Below are 20,572 nucleotides of genomic sequence, written 5' to 3'. Positions count from 1 at the left end.
GCGGTGTGGGCCCCGGGGGAGGTCGTGCTCGGCGTCTACGAGGTGCGGGAGGTGATCCGCACCGGTGGGATGGGCCTGGTCCACCGGGTCCGGCACCTCGAGTGGGACATCGACCTGGCCGTGAAGACGCCGCGGCCGGAACTCGTCGCCACCCCGGCCGACTTGGCCGATTTCGAGAACGAGGCGGACGCGTGGGTCCGGCTCGGCGCCCACCCTCATCTGGTCAGCTGCGTCTACGTTCGGCGTATCGACGGTGTGCCCCGGGTGTTCGCGGAGTGGGTGGACGGCGGCACGCTCGCCGACGCGGTCCGCGACCGGCGGCTGTACCGCGGGGGCCGCGGGGCGGCGCTGGGCAGGCTCCTCGATGTCGCCGTACAGGCCGCGTGGGGTCTGGAGCACGCGCACCGGCGCGGGCTCGTCCACCAGGACGTCAAACCCGCCAACCTGATGATGGCCGGCGACGGCACCGTCAAGGTCACCGACTTCGGTCTGGCGCGGGCCCGTTCGTCGACGCCCGGCCCGGACACGGCCGGACCCGGCGCGGACCCGTCGGTCACCTTCGCCGGAATGACCGTGGCCTACTGCTCGCCCGAACAGGCGCGGGGCGAGCGGCTGAGCACGGCGAGCGATGTGTGGTCGTGGGCGGTGAGCGTGTGGGAGATGTTCGCCGGCGGACCGCCCTCTTATTTCGGGCAGGCCGCGGCCCAGGTCTTCGAGCAGTTCCTCGTGGCGCGCACGGACGATCCGGTCATCCCGCCCATGCCCGAGCCCCTGATCGAGATGCTGCGAAGCTGCTTCGCCAGGGACCCCGCGGCACGCCCGTCGGGCCTCGGCGAGATCGCCCGGGAGCTGATGGGGATCTACGCCGAGGCCACCGGCGAGCCCTATCCGCGTGAACAGCCCACCGATGCACAGCTCCTGGCCGACGGCCTGTCCAACCACGCCCTGTCCCTGATGGACCTGGGCGACCACGAGCGGGCCGATGAACTGTGGGACCGTGCGCTGCAGGTCGAGCCGCGCCATCCCCACGCCACGTACAACCGGGGCCTGCGGCGCTGGCGTGCGGGCACGATGACCGACCGGGACCTCACAGCCGACGTGGAAGCGGTCCGCGCCGGCCAGGGCGGCCGGGAGACCGGCGCCTACCTGCTGGCCCTGATCCACCTCGAACGCGGCGACAGGGACAGCGCCCTGCGGCTGCTCGGCGAGCTGCCGGACACCCCGGATGTCGTCGCGGCACGTGCCGAGGCCGACCGGATGGCTCCCACGCGCCCGCTCGCGGTCCTGCAGCGCAGCACCCTGAAGCGGCGGCCGGTGTTCGCCGTCAGCGCCCACGGGCACCTGGCGGTGGTCTCCCACCAGATGCGCGACCTGCGCGTATGGGACCTCGACACGGTCCGGCCCGTGCGCCTGCTGACCGGGCACGAGGCGCCCGTGCAATCGGTGGCGACGAGCGCGGACGGCCGGGCCGCGGTCTCCGCCGACGAGAGCGGCCACGTACGGCTGTGGGACACCGCCGACGGCAGGTGCCGGCGCCGCTGGGTCCTGCCGCCGCACGGTGTGGAAGAGGTCGCCGTGAGCGGCGACGCCGCGACGGTCGCGGTGTCCGGGACGGACGGCTCAGTGCGCCTCCTCGGCGACACCGTGCGCGTGCTCAGCGAGCCGTCCGAGCACCACGACCACTCGTTCGGCAGCGCCCTGACGGTCGTCGCCGGCGGGGAGCGGGTTGCGGCCTTCGACGGATACCGGTGGCTGCTGCGCGTATGGGACGTGCGCAGCGGGGAACTGCTGGGTGGCATGGACCGGTTGAACCGTCGCTTCGCGTTCAGCCCGGACGGCCGCTACGCGCTGGCGCTCACCGATCGGAACACCGTACGGCTGATCGACCTCACGACCATGGCGGTAAGGGACCTGGGCAGCTCGGACGCGTGGGGCGGCGGCCCGGTCGCGGTCAGGGGCGACGGGCGGATCGCACTGTCCACCGACTACCAGTTCGGCCTGCAGCAGTGGCTACTGGAGGGAAACCGGTGCCTGTCGACCATGGAGGACGCGAGGGGGAGTGAGGCCGCGGTGAGCGCGGACGGCCGCGTGGCCCTGCTCAGCATCCCCGACGGAGAATCGGTGGGCGTCGTCTGGCCGGCGCCGGCCGGGCCTCCGGCGCCATGGAGCTACGCCCGCCCGGGCGCCGCCGCCCGTCTCATCGAGGACGCCCGCACCGCGGCCGCCGGCCTGGAACGGGCGGCCGCACTCCTCGACGACGGGCGTACCGCGGACGCCTTCGACCGGCTCCGGGCCATCCGTGCCCTGCCCGGCCACCGACGCCATCCCCGGCTGCTGCCCCTGTGGCGCCGCGTGGGCGCACCCGACCGCCGCTCCGCCTTCGCGGGAGCGTGGCGCACCCGGACGAACCGGCGCCTGGCCCGGGGCCCGGTCGCGTTCACCGCCGACCTGCGTCGACTGGTCGCGGGTTCCTACTCCGGCGACGTCACCGTGCACGACCTGCGGACCGGCGACGCGACACGAGCCGACGAAGGGCACGGCGCCGAGGTGCGGAAGACGGTGGTCTGCGCCGACGGCCGGCACGCCCTCACCACGGACACACGCGGCGGGCACAGGGTCTGGGACCTGGCGACGGCCCGCCGTGCCGCGACCCTCCACCGCCCGGACGGCGCACCCTTGCGACTGGACCCGCCGGACGGCCCGCTGACGCTCTCCACCCACAACGGCGGGCTCAGCGTGCTGTGGGACCGCTACGCACAGCGGCCGTTGCACGCTTTCCCCGGCCCGGACGACCGGGCGGCCGTCGTGTCGGGAGACGTCCTGGTCATCGTGACCGGCGACGGACACACCGAAGTCCTCGACACCCGCGACGGACGGCGGCTGCTCACCGCACGCCTGCCCCTGTACGGCGACACCCTGCACGCCGCGGCCACCCCCGACGGACGCGTCGTAGCCGCCGCCCACGGCCCGTTCAGCACCCCCGGTACCGTCTGGCTCTGCCGCGCCGACCTGCCCCGGGTGCTGGAGGTGCGGGCCGGGCCCGACACGATCACCTGCCTCGCGCTGACCCCGGACGGCACCCTGCTGCTCACCGGCTCCCTCGACCACACGGTACGACTGTGGGACGCCCGCACCGGCCGCCTGGTGTGCCCCCTGGAAGGCAACACCACACCGGTCTTCAGCGTGGCCCTCTCCGCCGACGGCTGCCACGCCGCCTCGTGCGACAACGAGGGCACCGTGCTGTGCTGGGACCTGGACTGGGAGTACACCCGCCCGCCCGGATGACCCGCCGATCACCGGAAACCAGCAGGTCGGGCAGGTGCAAGGGATGTCCGACGCACGCTGTGACGATGCCGCGGTGCGGGCGGGTCCTTCCCGTTGAAGATCACAGCAGCTGACGTGGAACCCGCACGGGAGCCAGATCGGGCAGCACCGTCCGCGCCCCGTCGCGGTCGCGGTCGCGGTCATCAGCGGGGATTCTCGTAGTGAGGGTTCGTTCCGCCGCATACCGGCCCCGGCGGGTCAGCGCCGGCAGTGCGGGCTGTTCACCGATCCCGGGTCGGAGGTGTCAGCGATGACCGGGTTCGAGACCTCGGCGATCTTCAAGCTCGACCGGCAGGGGTTCAACCTGCGGCGGGGTATCTCCATTCTGCTGGTGATGCTGCTTCCCCTGGTCGTCCTGGGCGCGCTGGGCGAGGAGAAGTACTTCGTCAGCGTGGCGCTGGCAGCGCTGTTCACCGGCTTGTGCGACCCGGGCGGCCGCTACTCCTACCGCGCGCCGCGACTGGCCGTCATCGCCCTTTCCGGGGCGTTGCTGACCGCGCTGGGTTACTGGCTGGGGGCGCAGGCATGGGGGTGGGTGGTGCTGGCCGCGTTCGTGGTCACCGTGCTGGCCGGCCTGGCCGTGACGTACGGTACGCACCGGTTCGTCGCGGCGTTGCTGCTGAACGTCTGGTTCCTCATCGCGCTCGCGCTGCCCAGCGCGTACCGGGCGGACGGCGTGCACACCAGTGCCTGGCCGCAGGCACTGGCCTGGCTGGTCGGGGCGGCGTTGATGATCGGCTACATCGGTCTGATGTGGCTGGCCGGCGGACGGTCCGGGCGGCAGCAGACCGGCGCGGAACTGCTCCCGGGGGACACCACGCCGATGCCGCTGAGCCGGAAGGTGATCATGTACGCGGTGATCCGGGCCGTCGCCGTGGCGGCCGCGGTGGCGATCGCGTTCGGGCTGGAGGTGCCGAACGCCGACTGGATGCCGGTTGCCGCGCTGGTCGCGATGAAGCCGAGCCTGGAGCAGTCGACGCTGGTGGCGGCGCAGCGGCTGACCGGGACGGTGATCGGTGCCACGCTGGCGGCGGTGGTCCTGCTGGGCCTCGACAACAAGATCGCGATGGGTGTGATCCTCGTGGTCCTGGGCGGCCTCGCAGGGGCGATCCGCGCCGTGAACTACACCTGGTACATCGCGGCGGTGGCCGGGACCGTGCTGATCGCGGAGGGGCTGCCGCATCCGACGGACCTGGCGGAGGAAGCACGGCGGATCGGCTTCACCTTCGCCGGGGTCGGGATCGCCGTCGTGGTGACGTACCTGGCCGGACTGCTGGCCAAGCGCACGGCGACGAGCGGTCGACCGCCCCGTTCCGCGGCTCCCGCCGGGCACACCGGGCGGCTCTGACCACCCCGGTGGGCGGCGGCAGGTCGGCAGCCAGGAGCCCACCAGGTCGCCCCGGCGTCTCCCGCGTCGGGCCCGCTCGCCGTCATCGTCCCTGGTCTCCGGCCTCATCCTCATCACGGGACGCATCGGCCGTGCGCTTCTGGCGCTTCTGGCCGCGGCGGACGGCACTCACGACGACCTTGACGGCGAGACCGAGGATCACCAGGTCGGCGAGCATCTGGACGGTGACCACGAGCCGAGCGGTCTCCGTCCTGGCGGTGATGTCACCGAATCCGACCGTCGAGAACACCGTGACGGTGAAGTACAGCGCGTCGCTGTGGGACAGCTGCTCGTCGAAGCTCTCGGGCGACAGCGCGGCCAGCGCGACGTAGCTGGCGGCGAACAGCAGCAGGAAGTACGGGATGCTGGTGGCCAGAGCCTCGACGGCCCGCAGGCCCGGGTGCTTGGAACGGATGATCGAGCGGACCTGGGCGGCCACCAGCGCGACGAACCCGGCCAGCCCGACGAAGAGCATGGTGACGGTCGCCGTCGTGGACGAGTGGTCCAGGGGCAGCAGGTAGTACAGGGTCACCAGTACGGCGACCGAGCCGACCGCACGGGCCATGGTCCAGCTGATCCTCCGGACCGAGGGTCTGCCCCGGCCTTGGGGCGTGCCTCGGCTGCCTGGAGTCACGATGGTCGCCTCTTCGTCGTGAGCGCCGCCCGGAAGGACCTGTGGCGGTCCTGTCTCATCATGCCCGTGGCCGAGCCCAGCACGGTGCGGCACACGACCACGATCAGCCAGATCGATGGCCGCAGCCGCTCCCGCGCCTCGCGCGGACGGAGCTGGAAGAGGAACGGGACCGCGCACATCACCGCGGCGGCCGCCGGCACGGCCTGATCGAGGAAGCCGAACGCGCCCACCCGTCGCCGCGGGTACACGGCCCACGACCCCACGTCGCGCCCCGCCCCACCAGGCCACCCGCCGTGCCCGTCGAGCCCCCCGCTCGGCCGCCTTTCGTCCGGGCCGCGCACAGCCCCTCGCCCCACCCCGCCGTGCTGAGCGCTCGCCCCGAGGTCCGCCCGGTGCTCCGTCCCTCTCCCGCATGACGCATCCTCCAAGCTGATCACCGCGGTCAGCGGGGACCCGTCACGTGGCGGCGACATGCGTGCAGGGGCCGCGGTCCTGTGTCCACCGTCGCACGGCTGCCAGGACGTGGCAGATCCAGAGCGAGGACTGGGATCAAGCCGGGAGGCCGTCCACGCACGGGGAGGGAACCGTTGTCGCCTGCTTCGTCGTCTCAGACATCCCAGCCGTTCACTGGTCCCGGTCTTTCGGTCACCTGCTGCCCCGCCATCGCCTGGCGTCGACACGGATCAAGAGACATGAAGTTCGAGGGAGGGACATGGAATCCGGCATCCGTATCACGGAGTTGACCGCGGGGCAGGAGGACGTCCTTCGAGAGGTGGCGAAGGACTGGGCGGCCGTGGACCGGGCGACCGGGCCGGGGGACCGCGCGGCAGCGGAGGACGGGGTCCGGGCCGCCTACCGGGCGTGCGGTCTGGCGCCGCCCCCGTTCATCGTCTGGCTGGGCTCCCCCTGGGCCGGTCTGATCGGGCAGGCGATGCTCCCCGGCCTGATCGCCTCCGTCTTGGGTGACCGGCCCGCCCGCGTGCGTGCCCGGTTCCGCCGGCGGTTGCGGCGGGAGCTGGTGCCCGGGCGACACTGGATCCTGCGGCCCGAGGTCTACGACCGGGCCCGGGCGCAGGTGTCCGAAGCGGTGGACGCACGGGTCATGGAACTGCTGCGGGAGCCGAGAGCGGCGCCTGACGGCTGGCGGTTCGTGGTCCACTCCCATGTGCAGGACCAGGTGAATGCTCAGCACCTCGGGGTCCTGAGCAGCTGGACCGACAGCGAGGGGTACATCCGCTCCGCCCGGTACGACCTGGACGTGGTGGCGGCCGTTCAGGCGGAGCTGCTCGCGCAGGTCGCCGAGCAGGCGGGCGTCTCCCCGGTGCCGGAGGGGGTGCCGGCGCGGCTGCCCGTGCGCTGGTGGCGGGGCCGTGCCCTGTCCGGCCTCGGCGTGGCGCCGTACATGTGGGCCGACGCCATGGAACGCCTCGGTGTGATGGGGATGGACGACCTCCACGGCGAGCAGCAGGTGGCCCGGCACGCCGGTTACTGGTGGGCCTTCCGTGACTATGCGGTCCTCACCCCGCGCCCCGATGTCTTCCGGCGGGACGCGCAAGGGCGTCTCCACTGTGCCGAGGGGCCGGCCGCCGTATGGCCCGACGGCTGGGCCATCCACTCCTGGCACGGCAGGAGGGTGCCCGCCACTCTGATCGCGGGCAGCTGGGACACCGCTCGCATCCTCGCCGAATCCAACGTCGAGGTCCGCCGGTGCGCGATCGAGCGGATGGGGTGGCCCGAGTTCATCGTGGCGGCGGGTCTGCGCCAGGTTGGCCGCCGTGAGCCGGACCCGGGCAATCCCGGGCAATGGCTCAGCCTCTACGAACTGCCCCACGAACGCGGCCGCGTCCGGGTGCTGTTGTGCACGAACGCCTCGGTCGAACGAGACGGCACCCGCCGCCAGTACGGGCTCACCGTGCCTGCCGACACCCCGGACGCCACGACCGCGGCGGCTGGTCTGCTCGGCCTCACCCGAGAGCAGTACCTCACCATCGCCCGGGCCACATGAGGAGGGCTGCCGGAGCGGCCGCCTCACGGACCGGATCACGCCCGAACCCCGCACCGCCCACGAACCGGAGAATCCCATGACCACCCAACGCCCCACACTCGGACACGTGACCGCTCTCGCCGGCGTCGACGTCCTGGACCACCTCGATCTTCAGGCGGCCATCCCCGTCTCCGACGGGTTTCAGCGCCAGGGCGACATCGGGCTCATTCCGGTCGGCCTGATCGGGTACGAGCCGCCGAGGGCCGCGGGGCTCGTACCCGCCGCCGGGATACCTCTGGTTTCCTCCGAGGACGGCGGCAACACCCACCTGCTCGTGGCCGACGGCCCGGTCACCTGGGCGCCGAACAGCGGCGAGGGCGCGGACGTGGGCTGCTTCACCGTCCACGAGGGCGCCACGGCGTACGTCCTGCACCCCGAACACGGCGCCATGGGCCATGCTCCGGGTACGTACCTGGTACGCCGTCAGGTCGAGCTCGACGACCGGGTGGTCCTGGACTGACCGGGAGGAGGATCTGCCCCGGCATCAGTCGTGCGTCAGACTCTTCGACCTGCGGGTGCCGTGGCCGGCGTGGTGAACGGCGGCGGGGCTGCGGGGTGTTGGTCCGGGCGCTGCCTGGTCCTCAGGGCCGGCTCCTGCCCGGGGCCTCCTCGCAGAGGATCTCGTCGCGCGGGGTGTAGTGCGTGCGGAACGGCTCCCGCCGCACTTCCCGGCCGTCGTCGTGGAAGACCCGCTCCACGGTGACGTCGAACCCTTCCAGCGGGGTCTGGGGCACGCACTGCTCAGCGGTGCTCACCTTCGTCGACGGCTCCCGCACCTGGCTGCGCGGTCCCTTGACCGAGGTGATCTCGTCGTACTTCTTCGTGCCGAGGAAGGTGACGGTCACCGAGGTGTCGGTGGACTCGGCCTGGATGTACAGGGCGTTGCCGGAGTCGTTGGTGAACCTCAGGTCGAGGCTGCCCCAGGCGACCGTGGCCTCACGGCCTTCGGGGTAGCGCTCGATGTAGAAGGAGTGGGCGCCGTGCTCGACCGGTTTGACGCCCGCGAAGAACATGGCGTTGAAGACGGTGGTGGCCACGGCGGAGACGCCGCCGCCGGGTGCCTTGGCGAACTTGTCGTCGTAGATCATGATGCCGTCGACGAAGCCGTTGGCCTCGGTGCGTTCGCCGACGGTGCGGTTGAAGCTCCAGGTCTCGTTCGGCCTGACGAGGGAGCCGTTGATGAGCTCCACGGCCCGGCCGATGTTCTTCGTCCGGTAGGGGGCCGGTTCGAAGTTGACCGTGAAGCTGGACACCTTCTCCCTGAGGCCCAGCTGGGCCGCGTTCGCGCGGGTCAGCTCCGGCTGGATCCGCCGCGTGGTCACCTCGCCGGTGCGGGCGGAGTCCGACTTGGTGAGCAGGGGCAGGACGGCCTTGCCGAGGGCCTTGTCGGTGACCTCCACGGCGGGCGTGGCGTCGGCGGCCACGACGACCTTGTCGCCCTCGAGTGCCAGCTGCGCGTCGCGGGGTGTGGCGGGGAGACCGTTCAGGGCGTCGGTCACCGCGGGCGCGGCCCGCAGCCCCTTGGTGTCGAGCCGTGGTGTGAGCCTGCCGGTGTCGTCCGGCCGCATGGTCAGGTGCTCGCTGAGCACGGCCGGGGTGAGGGTGAACCGTTCGCTGTCCGCGATGAGGGTGACCGGCGCCGACATCGCCGGCTGCGCGAACTCGCGCACCGCCCGCCGCACCTCCTCGGCGGTGACCTTAGGCTCGGTCTTCCGCGCGGGCAGCGTCGTGACCTGGTCCGCCGGGCCGCGCAGGAAGGCGTCGCGTACGGTGCCGACCGCGGCGTCCACGTCCAGGGCGTACCCGCGGTGCGGGGCGACCTGCTCGACGTGGCCGTCGTCGAAGGAGACGGCGCCGTCGCGGACCTTCTCGTCGAGCGACTTCGCCAGCCTTCCGAGGGCGGCACGGGCCTTGCCCTCGTCCACCTGCACGACCGGTTCGATCTCCCCGCCCGAGCTGAACAGTCCCCCGATCACGCCGATCGGATCCGCATGGGTGGACACCGCCCGGTCGAGGGTCTCCCCGATGTCGAAGCCGAGCCCCGCCTGCCGCGTGTCGAGCGAGCCCGTGCGGTCGCCGACCTTCACCGCCAGCTCCCGCGGGCCGGCCTGCCCCAGATGCCGTTCCAGCTTCCGGGCCGCTTCCTCACGGGTCAGGCCTCCGACGTCCACTCCGTCCACCGTCGTCCCCGACTGGATCTCGCCGCCGGTGAGCAGCAGCCCTGTCAGGTACAGACCGCCGACGCCGACGGCCAGCGCGCCGCCCGCCAAGGCGACGGGCGGGCGGGAGGCGGTACGGAGGAGGGCGGGTATCGGAGGGCGCATGGGGCTCCTGAACGATCGACGTGACGTGCACGCGATGTCACGGCACTGAGTGCGAGAACAGTCGGTCAGGCTACGCACAAACAGGCATCAAGGGATATCACTCAGATCACACTGGGGCGTTTGAGATCAGTCGGGGCCTTGAGCTCCAAAAGGGGCATTGGGTTCGAAGGGGGAGCGCTCCCGTCGGCGGACCCAGGGGTGAGCCGCCGCCATCGGCCCTCAGGAGCGCCCGCCCATGACGCTGCGCAGCAGGTCGACGATGGGCTGCACCGGGACGGTCGTGTCGAAGGCGCGCTGGACGCCGAGCCCGATGCCTAGGCTGAGCAGGGTCAGGGCGGCGGTCTCGGCGGGCAGGGCGGGCGTGATGCCGAGTTCGTCGGCCTGTGCCCGGATCAGGTCCGCGAGGGTGTCGGTGACGGTGCGCCGACGCTGGGCGAGCTGCTCGCAAACCTGCTGGTCGCGGCGGTTGGCGGTGGCGAACTCGACCTCCAGCGAGGTCCACGAGCTGTCGCCGATGGTCTCGTCGGCCCAGCGGGCGAATCCCGCGATCCGGTCCTCGAAACGGGGCGCGTCGCCCATCGCGGCGGCCAGCCGGGTCACCTGTTCCCCGGCGATGCGGTCGAGCACGGCCAGGCACAGCTCGTTCTTGGTGGCGAAGTTGGAGTAGACCGCCCCCTTCGAGTAGCCCGCCGCCTCGGCGACACGCTCCATCGACGTCGCCGTGAAGCCGTCGCTCAGGAAGAGCGTGTACGCGGTGTCGAGGACGTGTTCGCGGGTGCGGGCCTGGCTTTCGGCCCGGGTCAGTCTTGCCACCCCCGGAGGATACCGCTAGCTTTCGGATTCCCTTGGAATCTCAATACCGGGAGAATCTATGGCGGGGACTCGACGACGCGGGCTGGTCATCGGGTGCGGCGGCACCCTCGGCTTCGCGTGGACGGTCGCGGCGCTGGCCGCGGTCGAGGAACAGCTCGACTGGGACGCCCGCACGGCAGAGGTGCTGGTGGGGACCTCGGCGGGAGCGGAGATCGTCTCCGCGCTCGGGTCGGGCCGGTCGGTCACCGACCTCCTCGCGGCACTGCGGGGCCGGTCCGACGCGGACCCGCTGCTCCTGCGGCACGTGGCCACCCACCCGGGCGCCCTGCCACCGGTTCCGTGGCCGGGACTGCCGGGCGCCGGACTCACGGCGGCGGCAGCGCGGGGCCGAGTCTCACTCGGGTCGGGGCTGCTGGGTCTCCTGCCGCGCGGCCGTGGGGACGCGCAGTGGCTGCGGGCCTTCGGCGCCGCCCTGGCCGACGGCCGCACATGGCTCGCCTCGTCACGTACATGGCTGGTGGCGACCGACACGCGCTCCGGCGGACGGGTCGCGTTCGGCTCGCCCGGCGCCCCGGCCGCCGACATCGGCAGCGCGATCGCAGCGTCGTGGGCGATCCCGGGCTGGTTCCCTCCCGTACGGATCGACGGGCGCGCCTACCTCGACGGCGGGACGGTGTCGCCTACGTCGGCCGACCTCGTCGCCCCGCTCGGCCTGGACGAGGTCGTGATCGTCGCCCCGATGGCGACGTCCGGAGGCGCCCCCGCCACCGGGCTCAGCCGCCTCGAACGCGTCGCCAGGCGCTGGATGACCCGGACCCTGGACGCGGAGGAACACCTGCTGCGGGCAGCGGGGACCCGCGTCGTCCGGATCGAGCCCGGCGCCGAGGACCTGGCCGTCATGGGCTTCAACTTCATGGACATCGGCCGCCGCCCGGCCACCCTCGCCGTCTCCCTGCGCACCGCGCCCGACCGTGTCCGGCGAGCCATCGACAGGAGCACCGCAGAATGAGCACCCACTTCGAGGCCATCGTCATCGGCGCCGGCATCTCCGGCGTCGGCGCCGGGGTCCGCCTGCGCGAGGCCGGGATCCGCGACTTCCTGATCATCGAGGCCGCCGACGACTTCGGCGGCACCTGGCGGGCCAACACCTATCCGGGCTGCCAGTGCGATGTGCCCTCCCGGCTCTACAGCTACTCGTTCGCGCCGAACCCGGACTGGACGAGGGTGTACGCCCATCAACCGGAGATCCTCGCCTACGTGAAAGGCGTCGCCGACCGGCACCGGCTGCGCGAGCACACCCGCTTCGGGGTGCGCATGACCGAGGCGCACTGGCAGCCCGGCGCGGCACGGTGGCGGATCAGCACCGACGCCGGCGAGTTCACCGCCCGGTTCCTGATCGCCGGTGCCGGGCCGTGGAACGAGCCGCTGGTCCCCACTGTCCCGGGCCTCGAGGAGTTTCCCGGCGAGGTGTTCCACTCCGCGCGCTGGAACCACGACTACGACCTGCGCGGCAAGCGGGTCGCGGTGCTCGGCACCGGAGCCTCGGCCGTGCAGTTCGTCCCGGCCATCGCCCCGCAGGTCGACCGGCTCCACCTGTTCCAGCGCACCGCCCAGTGGGTGCTGCCCAAACCGGACCATCGCATACCGTCGGCCGAACGGTGGGTGATGCGACACGTACCCGGCGCCCGCGCCGCCGTCGCCGCGCTGGAGTACCGGGCCATGGAGACACTGGGCCGCGGATTCCGCAAGCCCTCGCTGATGCGCGGCGTACAGGCCGTGGCACGCGCACACCTGCGCGGCACCGTGCGGGACCGTGGACTGCGCCGCAAGCTGACCCCCGACTACACCATCGGCTGCAAGCGCATCCTGTTCTCCAACCACTACTACCCGGCCCTGACCCGCCCGAATGTGGACGTGCACGCCTGCGCCGTCCGCGAGATCGACGGCACCACCGTGCTCGGCGCCGACGGCGGCAGCGCCGCAGTGGACGCGATCATCCTCGGTACGGGCTTCCACATCCTCGACATGCCCCTGTCCAACCTCATCCACGACGGAGCCGGACGTTCTCTCGCCGACCACTGGCGGGGCTCTCCCGAGGCGTACCTCGGCACCGTCACCGCCGGATTCCCCAACGCGTTCCTGCTCCTCGGACCCGGCCTGGGCACCGGACACAGCTCCGCGTTCACCATCCTCGAAGCGCAGCTCGACCTGGTCTGCGGCGCGATTCGCTCGGCGCGCGCCGGAGGGTGGGCGTCGGTCGAGGTACGCCGCGCCGTGCAGGCCGCCTACAACACCGAACTGCAGGCCGCCCTCGCGGGCACGGTCTACAACACCGGCGGATGCCGGAGCTACTACCTCGACGCCAACGGCCGCAACAGCTTCAGCTGGCCATGGTCGACCAGCCGGCTCCGCACACAGGTGGCCCGCTTCGACGCCCGCGACTTCACCGTCGTCCACACCACCGACCGTCGGGAGCTCAGAGCATGAGCCGTCCCCCATCGACACGCGCGATGACCTGCTGAAACGGCGCCGCCTCAGCGCCAGGCCTTGCTGCCGCGGCCTGGCGATCGTGGCGTCCAGGTCACCGGCCTGCATGGCCGTGTGAGTCGGCCCAGCGGTTCTGGGGAAGGTGCGGGAACGTCTCTGTGATCAGCCGACCCGCCGCGCGGAGCCACGCACGGGTGCGAAATCATCTAGCCATGAGTTCACGCACTGCCCCGATCAGCCGGCCGATCACGATCCGGAGGGCCGTCGCACGGGATGCCAAACGGCTCACGCGGCTCGTGCGTGGCTCAGCCGCCTACGAGGGCCAGTACGCATCCGCGGTCGCGGGCTACCGGATCGGTCCTGATTACATCGAGGCCCACCGCACTTTCGTGGCCGTCGACGCCGACGAGCAGGAAGGCCGCCTTCTCGGGTTCTACGCGCTCGTCCTCACTCCGCCGGAGCTCGACCTTCTGTTCGTCGCCGACGACGTACAGAAGGGGGGTATCGGACGGCTGCTCGTCGCGCACATGCGGTCCGAGGCCCGCGCCGCCGGGATCGACAGTCTCAAGGTCGTGTCGCACCCTCCCGCCGAGGACTTCTACCACCGCGTGGGTGCGCTCCGGACCGGGACCGTGTTCGCGAACCCGCCCGCCGTGCCGTGGGACCGTCCCGAGTTCGAGTTTCGCATTCCTCCACAATGACGTGATGCGCCGACGATCGGGCCACCCGCCTCGTCTGCATGGTCGCCGGTCTGCAGGAGCCGCTCGACGGCCGCGTGCTACGCGCCCGCCGACGGAGCCGGTTCGCGGCGGTGCTCAAGCCACACACGACTCAGGTCGTCCCAGACCGTCTGGTAGCGATCGAATATCTCGCGCAGGTGGTCGTGCGTGAGCTCGTCGACTGCCGTTGACGCGAGCAGGTATTCGAGGTCGTCGGCAAGGCGCTGGAATCGGTACTGCGTCTCCTCCATCAACACCCACCGGGAACGCCAGTTGAAGAACGGTTCGACGGCGCCCAGCAGCGTCCCCAGTGCCACCAGTGCGAAGGCCAGGCCGGCCCAGGTGTTGAGGTTCTGAAGGCCAAGGATGACGGTGGACGCGGCGGAAAGGGCCAGCGTCGCCACTCTGATCACCGAGGCACTTCTACGGAATCGCTGCTTCCTGAGGCGCGCGTAGTCGTTGCCCTGGCGGATCTTGCCCAGCAGGAACACGGCTGTCTCGCTCGGGCTGAGACCTGCGCCCGGTCCGTTGCTCGCCTGCATTCCGCCCCCACAGTCCGTCGTCACTCCGCTTGCACGCGGAGCCCACCCTGGCACAGGGGCGCGGGTCAAGTGCCTACTGTCTCTGCGGGGCAGAGCGCGCCGAGCCCTCGGAACGCAGCACTTCGGCGGCGCTGGTCGTCGATCGCATCGTGTCCGGCGGCGGGACCCGGCCCCGACCCGCAGCACGGGAGAACGTCCAATCCGGCCGCCCCAGGCACGTCAACCGTCGTTCATACTGACGTGCCTGTTCGGAACACCCGTCGCCGAGGGCCGGTTGCGCCCTTGCCTCGCCGAAGGACGCGGCTCAGAGGGTCGGGAAGAGCAGAGTGAAGAAGAGCCACAGCAGAACGGCCCAGAAGCCCGCCGCCGCCAGCGACACGAGCAGGGAACTGCGCCACTTCAGTACCAGGAACGGGAAGAGCACCAGGGCTGCCCAGTGACCGGCGATGTCGATGGTCAAGCGGGCGGCCTCGCTCAGGGAGCTCGCGCGTCCCGTGGCGATACGGCGAAGCAGCCGCTGGGAGACGAAACCGTACAGGCCGAAGACGACCGGGAAGAACCACAGCGGTGTGATCGTGACGAGCTCGGACTCCGAGAACTCGTCGAACATGACGAGGTAGATGAGCCCGGCCCCCACGACCCCGCCGATCAGCGCGGCGAGGTAGAGAGCGGTCAGCGCGGCCGGCTCGGCGGCGCCGACCGGTACAGGGACGGGCGAGGCGTACGGAACATCGGGCGGCGGGACCGTGGCCACCTGGTGGCAGTACGGGCAGCGGACGGCCTGCCCGGCACGGTCGACCGGAGCCGAGATCAAGTGCCCGCACGAAGCGTGGAACTCCACCTGTCGGCCTGGGTTCACGCGTAGCCCCTCTCCAAGTACCGCCCACGATGCCGCTCGACGTCGGTCTCAGGTCGGCGGTCCGCTTCAGAATCGATCACAGGAGGGGACGCCGCCCTCCGGACATCCGGTTGCACGGAATCCCGGGCCCGAAGCCGAGCCGCCGCCTCCGGCCGCACCCGGCGTGAAGGCGACGTCCAGACGCGTGAGCCCGCGGAAGTTGAGGCTGCGCTGCCACTGCGGCGCGGTGCCGTCCAGGCGCAGGCCGGGGAGCCGCGTGAGGAGCGCCTCCAGGGCGATCTCGCCCTCCAGACGGGCCAGCGCCGCACCGAGACAGAAGTGGGGGCCGTGCCCGAACGCCATGTGCCGTCCGCCGCCGGGCCGTTCGAAGTCCAGTACGTGAGGATCGGGATAGGCGGCCGGATCCCGGTTGGCGGCGCCGCACACGAGGAGCACGGTCTGCCCTTCGGCGATGGCGCGGCCCGCCAGGTCGAGGTCGTGGCGCGCCCGCCGCAGCATCAGCTGTACCGGGGTGTCGTAGCGCAGGAGTTCCTCGACCGCAGCCGGCATCAGCTCCGGTCGGCGCCGTAGTTGGTCGGCCGCGTCCGGGTGGCTGAGCAGGGCGAGTGCGGCGTTGCCGATGAAGTGGGTGGTGGTCTCGTGGCCGGCGATCAGCAGCAGGGCGCAGTTGGCGAGGAGATCGTCGGCGTCCCGGTCGGTCTCCTGTGCCTGGGCGGTCATCAGCGCGCGCAGGGTGCCGGGGGCCGGCGGGGTGTCGTCGCGGGTCAGGAGTTCACGGAGGAAGGCGAGCGTGTGGGCCATGCTCTCCGAGGCGGCGCGACTGCCGTCGGCGTCGAGCCGTGAGTTGCCGATGGCCTCGGCGATCGGCTCGGACCAGACGGCGAGCGCTGGGCGGTCCGCCTGCGGTATGTCGAGGAGGTCGCAGATGACGGTGAAGGGCAGTGGGCGGGCGAGGTCCGCGACGATGTCCATCCGGCCGGTCGGCGCGGCCTTGGCGATGACGCGGTCGACGGCTTCGGCGATCCGGGCGCGCAGCGTCGCCACCGCCCTGGGCGTGAAGGCCTTGCTGAACAGGCCCCGCAGCCGGAGGTGTTCGGGGGCGTCGCTGTAGAGCATCTGGCGGCTCAGTACTTCGGCCAGCGGCCGCAGTTCCTCGGAGACGGCCGAGATGTCGGGGTAGCGCACGGAGGAGAGCCTCGGATCAGCTGCCGCGGTGCTGACCACCGCGTGCGAGGTCCCGATCCACGCGCCCAGGGCCCGGTCCCAGACGAGGTCGTCGGCGTCGCGCATCTCGTCGTAGAAGTCGTAGAGGCGCTCTTGGACTTGAGGGCGAAGGGCCCGCAGCAGCGTTGGGGATGTGCGCATTGTTGGATGCTAGTGGTTCGAGGCGGCGTGCCCGGTCTTGTCGTTGATCTCCAACTTGGTGCAGGAGAAGCGGTATTGAGCTGACGGACCTACCGGCCCAACCATTCGCAGGAGCAGTGGGACGTGCCTCGGATTCGGTCCCGCCCACGCCACGGAACCGGAACCCTCCCTGGTCAGTATGATTCCCCCGCCCACCGTGAGTCCTGGGGAGAACGATGCTGTTCGGCCAACTGACGACCACCTGGGAGACCGTCCCGTGGGAGGAGGCCGCGCAGCGCTATCCGTTCCTCGTGGGCCCGGACCTCGAGTTGGACGCCTTGTTCGGCGAGGAGCCGACGCACGTCTTCGTTCATTCCGGCGACCTGGTTGTGGCCGGTGGTGTGGCCGTCGGCTGCGGTATCGACGACGTCAGCGCGCGCGAGGACGTGGAAGTGGTCCATGTGATCGACGGCAACCTGACCGTCGAGGGCGCGCTGCACTTTTACAACGAGGGGTACTATCCGACCCTGTGTGTCACTGGTTCCGTCGCGGCGCGGAACCTGCTGTGCGTGAGCGAGTGCGTCCTCTTCATCGCCGGTGCACTGCGAGTTGAGGACCTTCTGGTCACCGACCTGTACGAGGCCGGTCTCCTGTCGGTCGAGGGCCCCTGTTCCGTAGGCGCGTGGCTGCAACTCGAGGTTCGCGATCCTCTGGTCCATCTGGGTGTCGGACCGGAGTCCGAGCGGACGCGGATACTGCGTGCCGACGGCGGCTCGGAGACCGATGCGACGGCAGCGGTGGTGCTGCCGGAGTTCTTCGACGGCGACCGTGTGGACGTGCGGAAGCTCGCGGCTGCGGCGCTTGCCGGGCACCCGCTCACCGTTGAGGCCGCGCGGGAGAGGTGAGCGGCCGACCACCCACTCGCGGGGCGAACGGAGGCCGCCGGACGGCTTTGCCGGTCCTACCCGGCAGCGCCATGACGCCAACGACCTCTGCACTGACCGCTGTTCGCCTGGGGGATCACCTCGCCCGTGATGAGATCGCCATGGCACGGGGGTGAGCCACAACCCGTGTGGAGGGCATGGCAGGATCGCCGTCATGTCCCTCAGCGTTCCCCGCCTCAGGATCGGCTCGACCGAGATCATCGCCCTCGCCGACGCCGAGGGCCCGTTCTTCTCCCCGCGCGCCGAGGCCTTCCCCGAGGCCACGGACGCCCAGTGGGCCGAGGCCGACCGCTTCGACCCGGGCGCGGTCGACGCCGAGGGCCGCTGGCGGCTCCAGTTCCGCGCGTACGCGATCCGCGGCGACAAGGGCCTGACCGTCGTGGACGCGGGGATCGGTCCGGCGGACAGCCCGGCCGGCTCGTGGGCGCCCGTGCCCGGTGTGCTCCCTGAGTCGCTCGCCGCCGCGGGCATCGACCCTGCCGACGTCGACACCGTGGTGCTCACACACCTGCACACCGATCACGTCGGATGGGCCGTGGTGTCCGAGGCGGCCGTCCCGTCGACGGGCGACGCGGTGGAGGGCAATGCATCGACCGGCCGCCGCCCCTATTTCCCGAACGCCGAATACCTGCTCCAGCGAGCCGAGTTGGACGCCCTCGACTCGCTCAACCCGCAGCTCCGCGAAACCCTCACCGACCCGCTCGCGGCCGTCGGCCGGCTCCGGCTCCTCGACGGGGACACAGCGCTGCGCACCGGGCGCGCGGTCGCCACGCCCGGTCACACGCCCGGACATCAGAGCGTACTGATCGCCGACGGGCGCGAGACGGCGCTCGTCACCGGCGACCTACTCGTGCACGCGCTCCAGCTGCTCCACCCCGAGCTCGCCTACGCGCACGAGGCCGACGCCGAGGCTGCCAGGCACTCCAGGGAGCGCATGCTCGCCCGCGAAGCCGCCACCACGTTGCACCTGGCGACACCGCACCTGACGGAGCCGTTCCTCTCGGCGTGATCGCAGACGTTCGGGGGCCGGTCAGGCCGCGAGGGTCTGCCAGACGCTCCACCTTCTCGGCAGCGTCTTTGTCGCCGGGACTGACCGTGAGGCAGCGGCATCCTCTGGGCGCAGCCCACCTGCCGCGCGGCAGCCGCATGCAGAGGCGGGCCGAAGGCCGGCCGAGCCTCGGCGCCTTCGAGTTGAGCCCGCTGGAGGTGACTGCCGGGTGCGGCCTTGCTGGCGTGCGTCGCCGTCCCAACTGCCCTGGCGCTGCGAGCCGAGCACCTGACCGCGCCCCTCTCTATCCGGAATGCGGTATTCGCACTCAAGGTCGAGTGCGCTTCGGTAATGATGGTCGGGTTATGCCGCGCTTCCGTGCATTTGACCGTCACCGCTCGGCTCAGCGTCCCTCTCCGCGAGGGGTGCCAGTCCGGGCGGTCGTCGTTGTCCTGGTCAGTTCCGCGCTCGTCGCAGGGCTGCACCACGCGACGACGGACTCCACCGTTTCCCGGCCGGTGCTGGGGATCGCGGCAGTGGTTCTGGCTGCGTCCGCCTACCCGGCCGTACGCTCCGGATCACCCCGTGCGGTCGGTCTCGCCCTCACCGCGGTGCCAGTGCTTCTGCCCAATTGGCCGGCACTGACGAGGGCGGACGTCCTCATGGCCCGACCGGACGGGCATCTGCGGCTCCCGGCCGCCGTGCATCACCAGCCCCTGGCCATGGCCGCGTTGAACCTTCTCGCCGGACTGGCTCTGGTCCTCCTCCTCGGCAGCACAAGCCATCTGCCGTCCCGCCTGGCGTACGCGGTGACTGGCAGCAGGCTGCGCTGGTGGACGTACCCGCCCTACGTGTTCCGGTTCCTCCTACGCCGCACGGACGCACTCCTGCAGATGCTGCACGGCGCATTCCGCCCGGCCGTCGCACCGCCGCGACCACACGGGCTCGTGGGTCTGCTCCATCGCGTGCAGCCCTGCGCTCCGTAGCACCACATCACTCGACCACACCATGCCCTCGAGCACGCCCTTGACTCCGGCGTGCCCTCACCCACACGGGGAGTGTCCGCTGTGCCTGCCGTACCGGCCATATCCACACCACATCAGCACGCGGAACCGCATTCGCCGTCCCGCCCGATATCTGCATTCGAAGTTCCCCTCGTCCGGGGCGCCGAGAGTGGAAACGACCTGGGAGGTCAAGTCGTATGAGCGCAGCGGCGAAGGGGACGGCCGCAGTACGGTCGGGCCTCAAGAAGCTCTTGGGACGTGCCGGATTCGACATAGTGCGCAGTACCAACGCCCGAGGCGGGGTGGACGACTTCCTCCCCTTCGAGGCGACCATGCGGGCAGCCCGGTCATCCGGACTGTCGGTCGGTGACTACATCGACGAGGTCATGAACGGTACGCCGGGCGCCACCCAGGCGACGATCGACGAACTGCGCGGTCTCGGTGTCTTCGCCGCCGCGCCGAGCACGGTGCTGGAGATCGGCCCCGGGTCCGGCCGGTACCTGGAGAAGACACTGAAGGAGTGCTCACCGGGCCGCTACGAGATCTACGAGACGGCGGCGCCCTGGGTGGACTACCTCGTGGACACGTTCGAGGTCGTGGCCCAGCCGACCGCCGGATGCAGTCTCGCTCCGACGCCCGACGGGAGCGTCGACCTCGTGCAGGCCCACAAGGTCTTCAACACCGTGACGTTCCTCAGCGCCTCCCGCTACTTCCTCGAGATGGCGCGCGTCACGCGCCCCGGCGGTCGGATCGTCTTCGACGTGATGACGGAGACCTGCCTGGACCCGGCCACGATGCGTGCCTGGGCGACCAAGGGCGGTGCCGGACACGACTCCTACCCCGCCGCCATGCCGCGCCAGGCATGCGTGGACCTCTTCGCGACCCTCGGCTGCGCCCTGGAGGCCAGCTTCCCGGCCCGCATGGGCTTCGCCTCCACCGAGGTCCTCGTCTTCGGAAAGGGGGCGTGACGGTCGGTCGGACCGGGTGATCCATCCGTCGGGCAGTTCGGCGCGGACGCGGCAGGAGGGGGTGAAGGCATAGGGGTCGAGGGTCGAGGACACCCGGCGGGTCCGCGAGACCGGGGTCACCGGCCGCGATCCAGGCGGCGATGTCCCCGGTGGCGGCCCCGCTCCTCCAGCGCGGCTGCCAGGACGTCGGC

The 20,572-nt window shown here is 71.4% G+C and carries 18 protein-coding genes; 12 read left to right on the top strand and 6 right to left on the bottom strand.

The genetic code is table 11. The features are described from left to right. Positions 1-3: 3 nt before the first annotated feature. Both ACFYR0_RS29060 and ACFYR0_RS29055 read left to right on the top strand, forming a co-directional pair. Positions 4-3,285: a protein kinase gene (locus tag ACFYR0_RS29060; RefSeq protein WP_389334385.1), complete on the top strand. Its 3,282-nt coding sequence runs from the start codon at positions 4-6 to the stop codon at positions 3,283-3,285. A 289-nt stretch (positions 3,286-3,574) separates the two neighbouring features. Continuing rightward, the gene (locus tag ACFYR0_RS29055) at positions 3,575-4,672 is read left to right on the top strand and encodes an FUSC family protein (RefSeq protein ID WP_389334382.1); all 1,098 of its coding nucleotides are present in this window, start codon (positions 3,575-3,577) and stop codon (positions 4,670-4,672) included. An 82-nt stretch (positions 4,673-4,754) separates the two neighbouring features. Here the strand turns inward: ACFYR0_RS29055 and ACFYR0_RS29050 are convergent, their stop codons facing one another. Beyond that, positions 4,755-5,276 carry a potassium channel family protein gene (locus ACFYR0_RS29050; protein WP_389334379.1) on the bottom strand — a complete coding sequence of 174 codons (522 nt, stop codon included), beginning with the start codon at positions 5,274-5,276 and terminating at the stop codon, positions 4,755-4,757. An 87-nt stretch (positions 5,277-5,363) separates the two neighbouring features. Between ACFYR0_RS29050 and ACFYR0_RS29045 the strand changes: the two genes are divergently transcribed. From ACFYR0_RS29045 to ACFYR0_RS29035, 3 genes are all read left to right on the top strand, one after another. Beyond that, positions 5,364-5,552 (top strand): hypothetical protein, encoded by a 189-nt coding sequence (locus ACFYR0_RS29045; protein WP_389334376.1) that lies wholly within the window; start codon positions 5,364-5,366, stop codon positions 5,550-5,552. Positions 5,553-6,057: 505 nt separating this feature from the next. Further along, entirely contained in the window at positions 6,058-7,350 is a 1,293-nt protein-coding gene (locus ACFYR0_RS29040; protein WP_389334373.1) for a DUF6745 domain-containing protein, read from the top strand. Positions 7,351-7,456: 106 nt separating this feature from the next. Continuing rightward, on the top strand, positions 7,457-7,849 hold the full coding sequence (locus ACFYR0_RS29035) for a hypothetical protein (RefSeq protein ID WP_389334370.1): 393 nt from the start codon (positions 7,457-7,459) through the stop codon (positions 7,847-7,849). A 121-nt stretch (positions 7,850-7,970) separates the two neighbouring features. On the opposite strand, the gene ACFYR0_RS29030 is transcribed toward ACFYR0_RS29035, so the two are convergent. Together ACFYR0_RS29030 and ACFYR0_RS29025 are read right to left on the bottom strand one after the other, a co-directional pair. Next, positions 7,971-9,713: a VanW family protein gene (locus ACFYR0_RS29030; RefSeq protein ID WP_389334367.1), complete on the bottom strand. Its 1,743-nt coding sequence runs from the start codon at positions 9,711-9,713 to the stop codon at positions 7,971-7,973. Between the two features lie 219 nt (positions 9,714-9,932). Beyond that, positions 9,933-10,526 carry a TetR/AcrR family transcriptional regulator gene (locus tag ACFYR0_RS29025; RefSeq protein WP_389334364.1) on the bottom strand — a complete coding sequence of 198 codons (594 nt, stop codon included), beginning with the start codon at positions 10,524-10,526 and terminating at the stop codon, positions 9,933-9,935. Positions 10,527-10,584: 58 nt separating this feature from the next. Here ACFYR0_RS29025 and ACFYR0_RS29020 point away from each other — a divergent pair, with 58 nt between their 5' ends. The 3 genes from ACFYR0_RS29020 to ACFYR0_RS29010 all read left to right on the top strand — a co-directional run bounded on the left by ACFYR0_RS29020 (position 10,585) and on the right by ACFYR0_RS29010 (position 13,714). After that, complete coding sequence (locus tag ACFYR0_RS29020) at positions 10,585-11,535, top strand: patatin-like phospholipase family protein (RefSeq protein WP_389334361.1); 951 nt, start codon at positions 10,585-10,587, stop codon at positions 11,533-11,535. Next, the gene (locus tag ACFYR0_RS29015; RefSeq protein WP_389334358.1) at positions 11,532-13,013 is read left to right on the top strand and encodes a flavin-containing monooxygenase; all 1,482 of its coding nucleotides are present in this window, start codon (positions 11,532-11,534) and stop codon (positions 13,011-13,013) included. Before ACFYR0_RS29020 ends, ACFYR0_RS29015 begins: the two co-directional genes overlap by 4 nt. Positions 13,014-13,225: 212 nt before the next feature. Next, complete coding sequence (locus tag ACFYR0_RS29010) at positions 13,226-13,714, top strand: GNAT family N-acetyltransferase (protein WP_389334355.1); 489 nt, start codon at positions 13,226-13,228, stop codon at positions 13,712-13,714. Between the two features lie 77 nt (positions 13,715-13,791). On the opposite strand, the gene ACFYR0_RS29005 is transcribed toward ACFYR0_RS29010, so the two are convergent. The 3 genes from ACFYR0_RS29005 to ACFYR0_RS28995 all read right to left on the bottom strand — a co-directional run bounded on the left by ACFYR0_RS29005 (position 13,792) and on the right by ACFYR0_RS28995 (position 16,498). Beyond that, complete coding sequence (locus ACFYR0_RS29005) at positions 13,792-14,274, bottom strand: DUF4231 domain-containing protein (protein ID WP_389334352.1); 483 nt, start codon at positions 14,272-14,274, stop codon at positions 13,792-13,794. A 304-nt stretch (positions 14,275-14,578) separates the two neighbouring features. Next, a complete protein-coding gene (locus ACFYR0_RS29000) occupies positions 14,579-15,133 on the bottom strand; it encodes a hypothetical protein (RefSeq protein WP_389334349.1) in 555 nt (184 codons plus the stop codon). 66 nt (positions 15,134-15,199) lie between these two features. Next, positions 15,200-16,498 carry a cytochrome P450 gene (locus tag ACFYR0_RS28995; protein ID WP_389334347.1) on the bottom strand — a complete coding sequence of 433 codons (1,299 nt, stop codon included), beginning with the start codon at positions 16,496-16,498 and terminating at the stop codon, positions 15,200-15,202. A gap of 215 nt (positions 16,499-16,713) precedes the next feature. Here ACFYR0_RS28995 and ACFYR0_RS28990 point away from each other — a divergent pair, with 215 nt between their 5' ends. From ACFYR0_RS28990 to ACFYR0_RS28975, 4 genes are all read left to right on the top strand, one after another. After that, entirely contained in the window at positions 16,714-17,382 is a 669-nt protein-coding gene (locus ACFYR0_RS28990) for a hypothetical protein (RefSeq protein WP_389334344.1), read from the top strand. A 193-nt stretch (positions 17,383-17,575) separates the two neighbouring features. Further along, positions 17,576-18,430 carry an MBL fold metallo-hydrolase gene (locus ACFYR0_RS28985; protein WP_389334341.1) on the top strand — a complete coding sequence of 285 codons (855 nt, stop codon included), beginning with the start codon at positions 17,576-17,578 and terminating at the stop codon, positions 18,428-18,430. 641 nt (positions 18,431-19,071) lie between these two features. Further along, on the top strand, positions 19,072-19,395 hold the full coding sequence (locus ACFYR0_RS28980; RefSeq protein ID WP_389334338.1) for a hypothetical protein: 324 nt from the start codon (positions 19,072-19,074) through the stop codon (positions 19,393-19,395). 215 nt (positions 19,396-19,610) lie between these two features. Beyond that, the gene (locus ACFYR0_RS28975) at positions 19,611-20,381 is read left to right on the top strand and encodes a methyltransferase domain-containing protein (protein WP_389334335.1); all 771 of its coding nucleotides are present in this window, start codon (positions 19,611-19,613) and stop codon (positions 20,379-20,381) included. The last annotated feature ends 191 nt before the right edge of the window (positions 20,382-20,572 follow it).

The sequence above is a fragment of the Streptomyces sp. NPDC005017 genome, assembly GCF_042873115.1.
In the GTDB taxonomy this organism is placed as follows: Bacteria; Actinomycetota; Actinomycetes; order Streptomycetales; family Streptomycetaceae; genus Streptomyces.
This window is presented reverse-complemented; position numbering and strand designations above follow the sequence as displayed.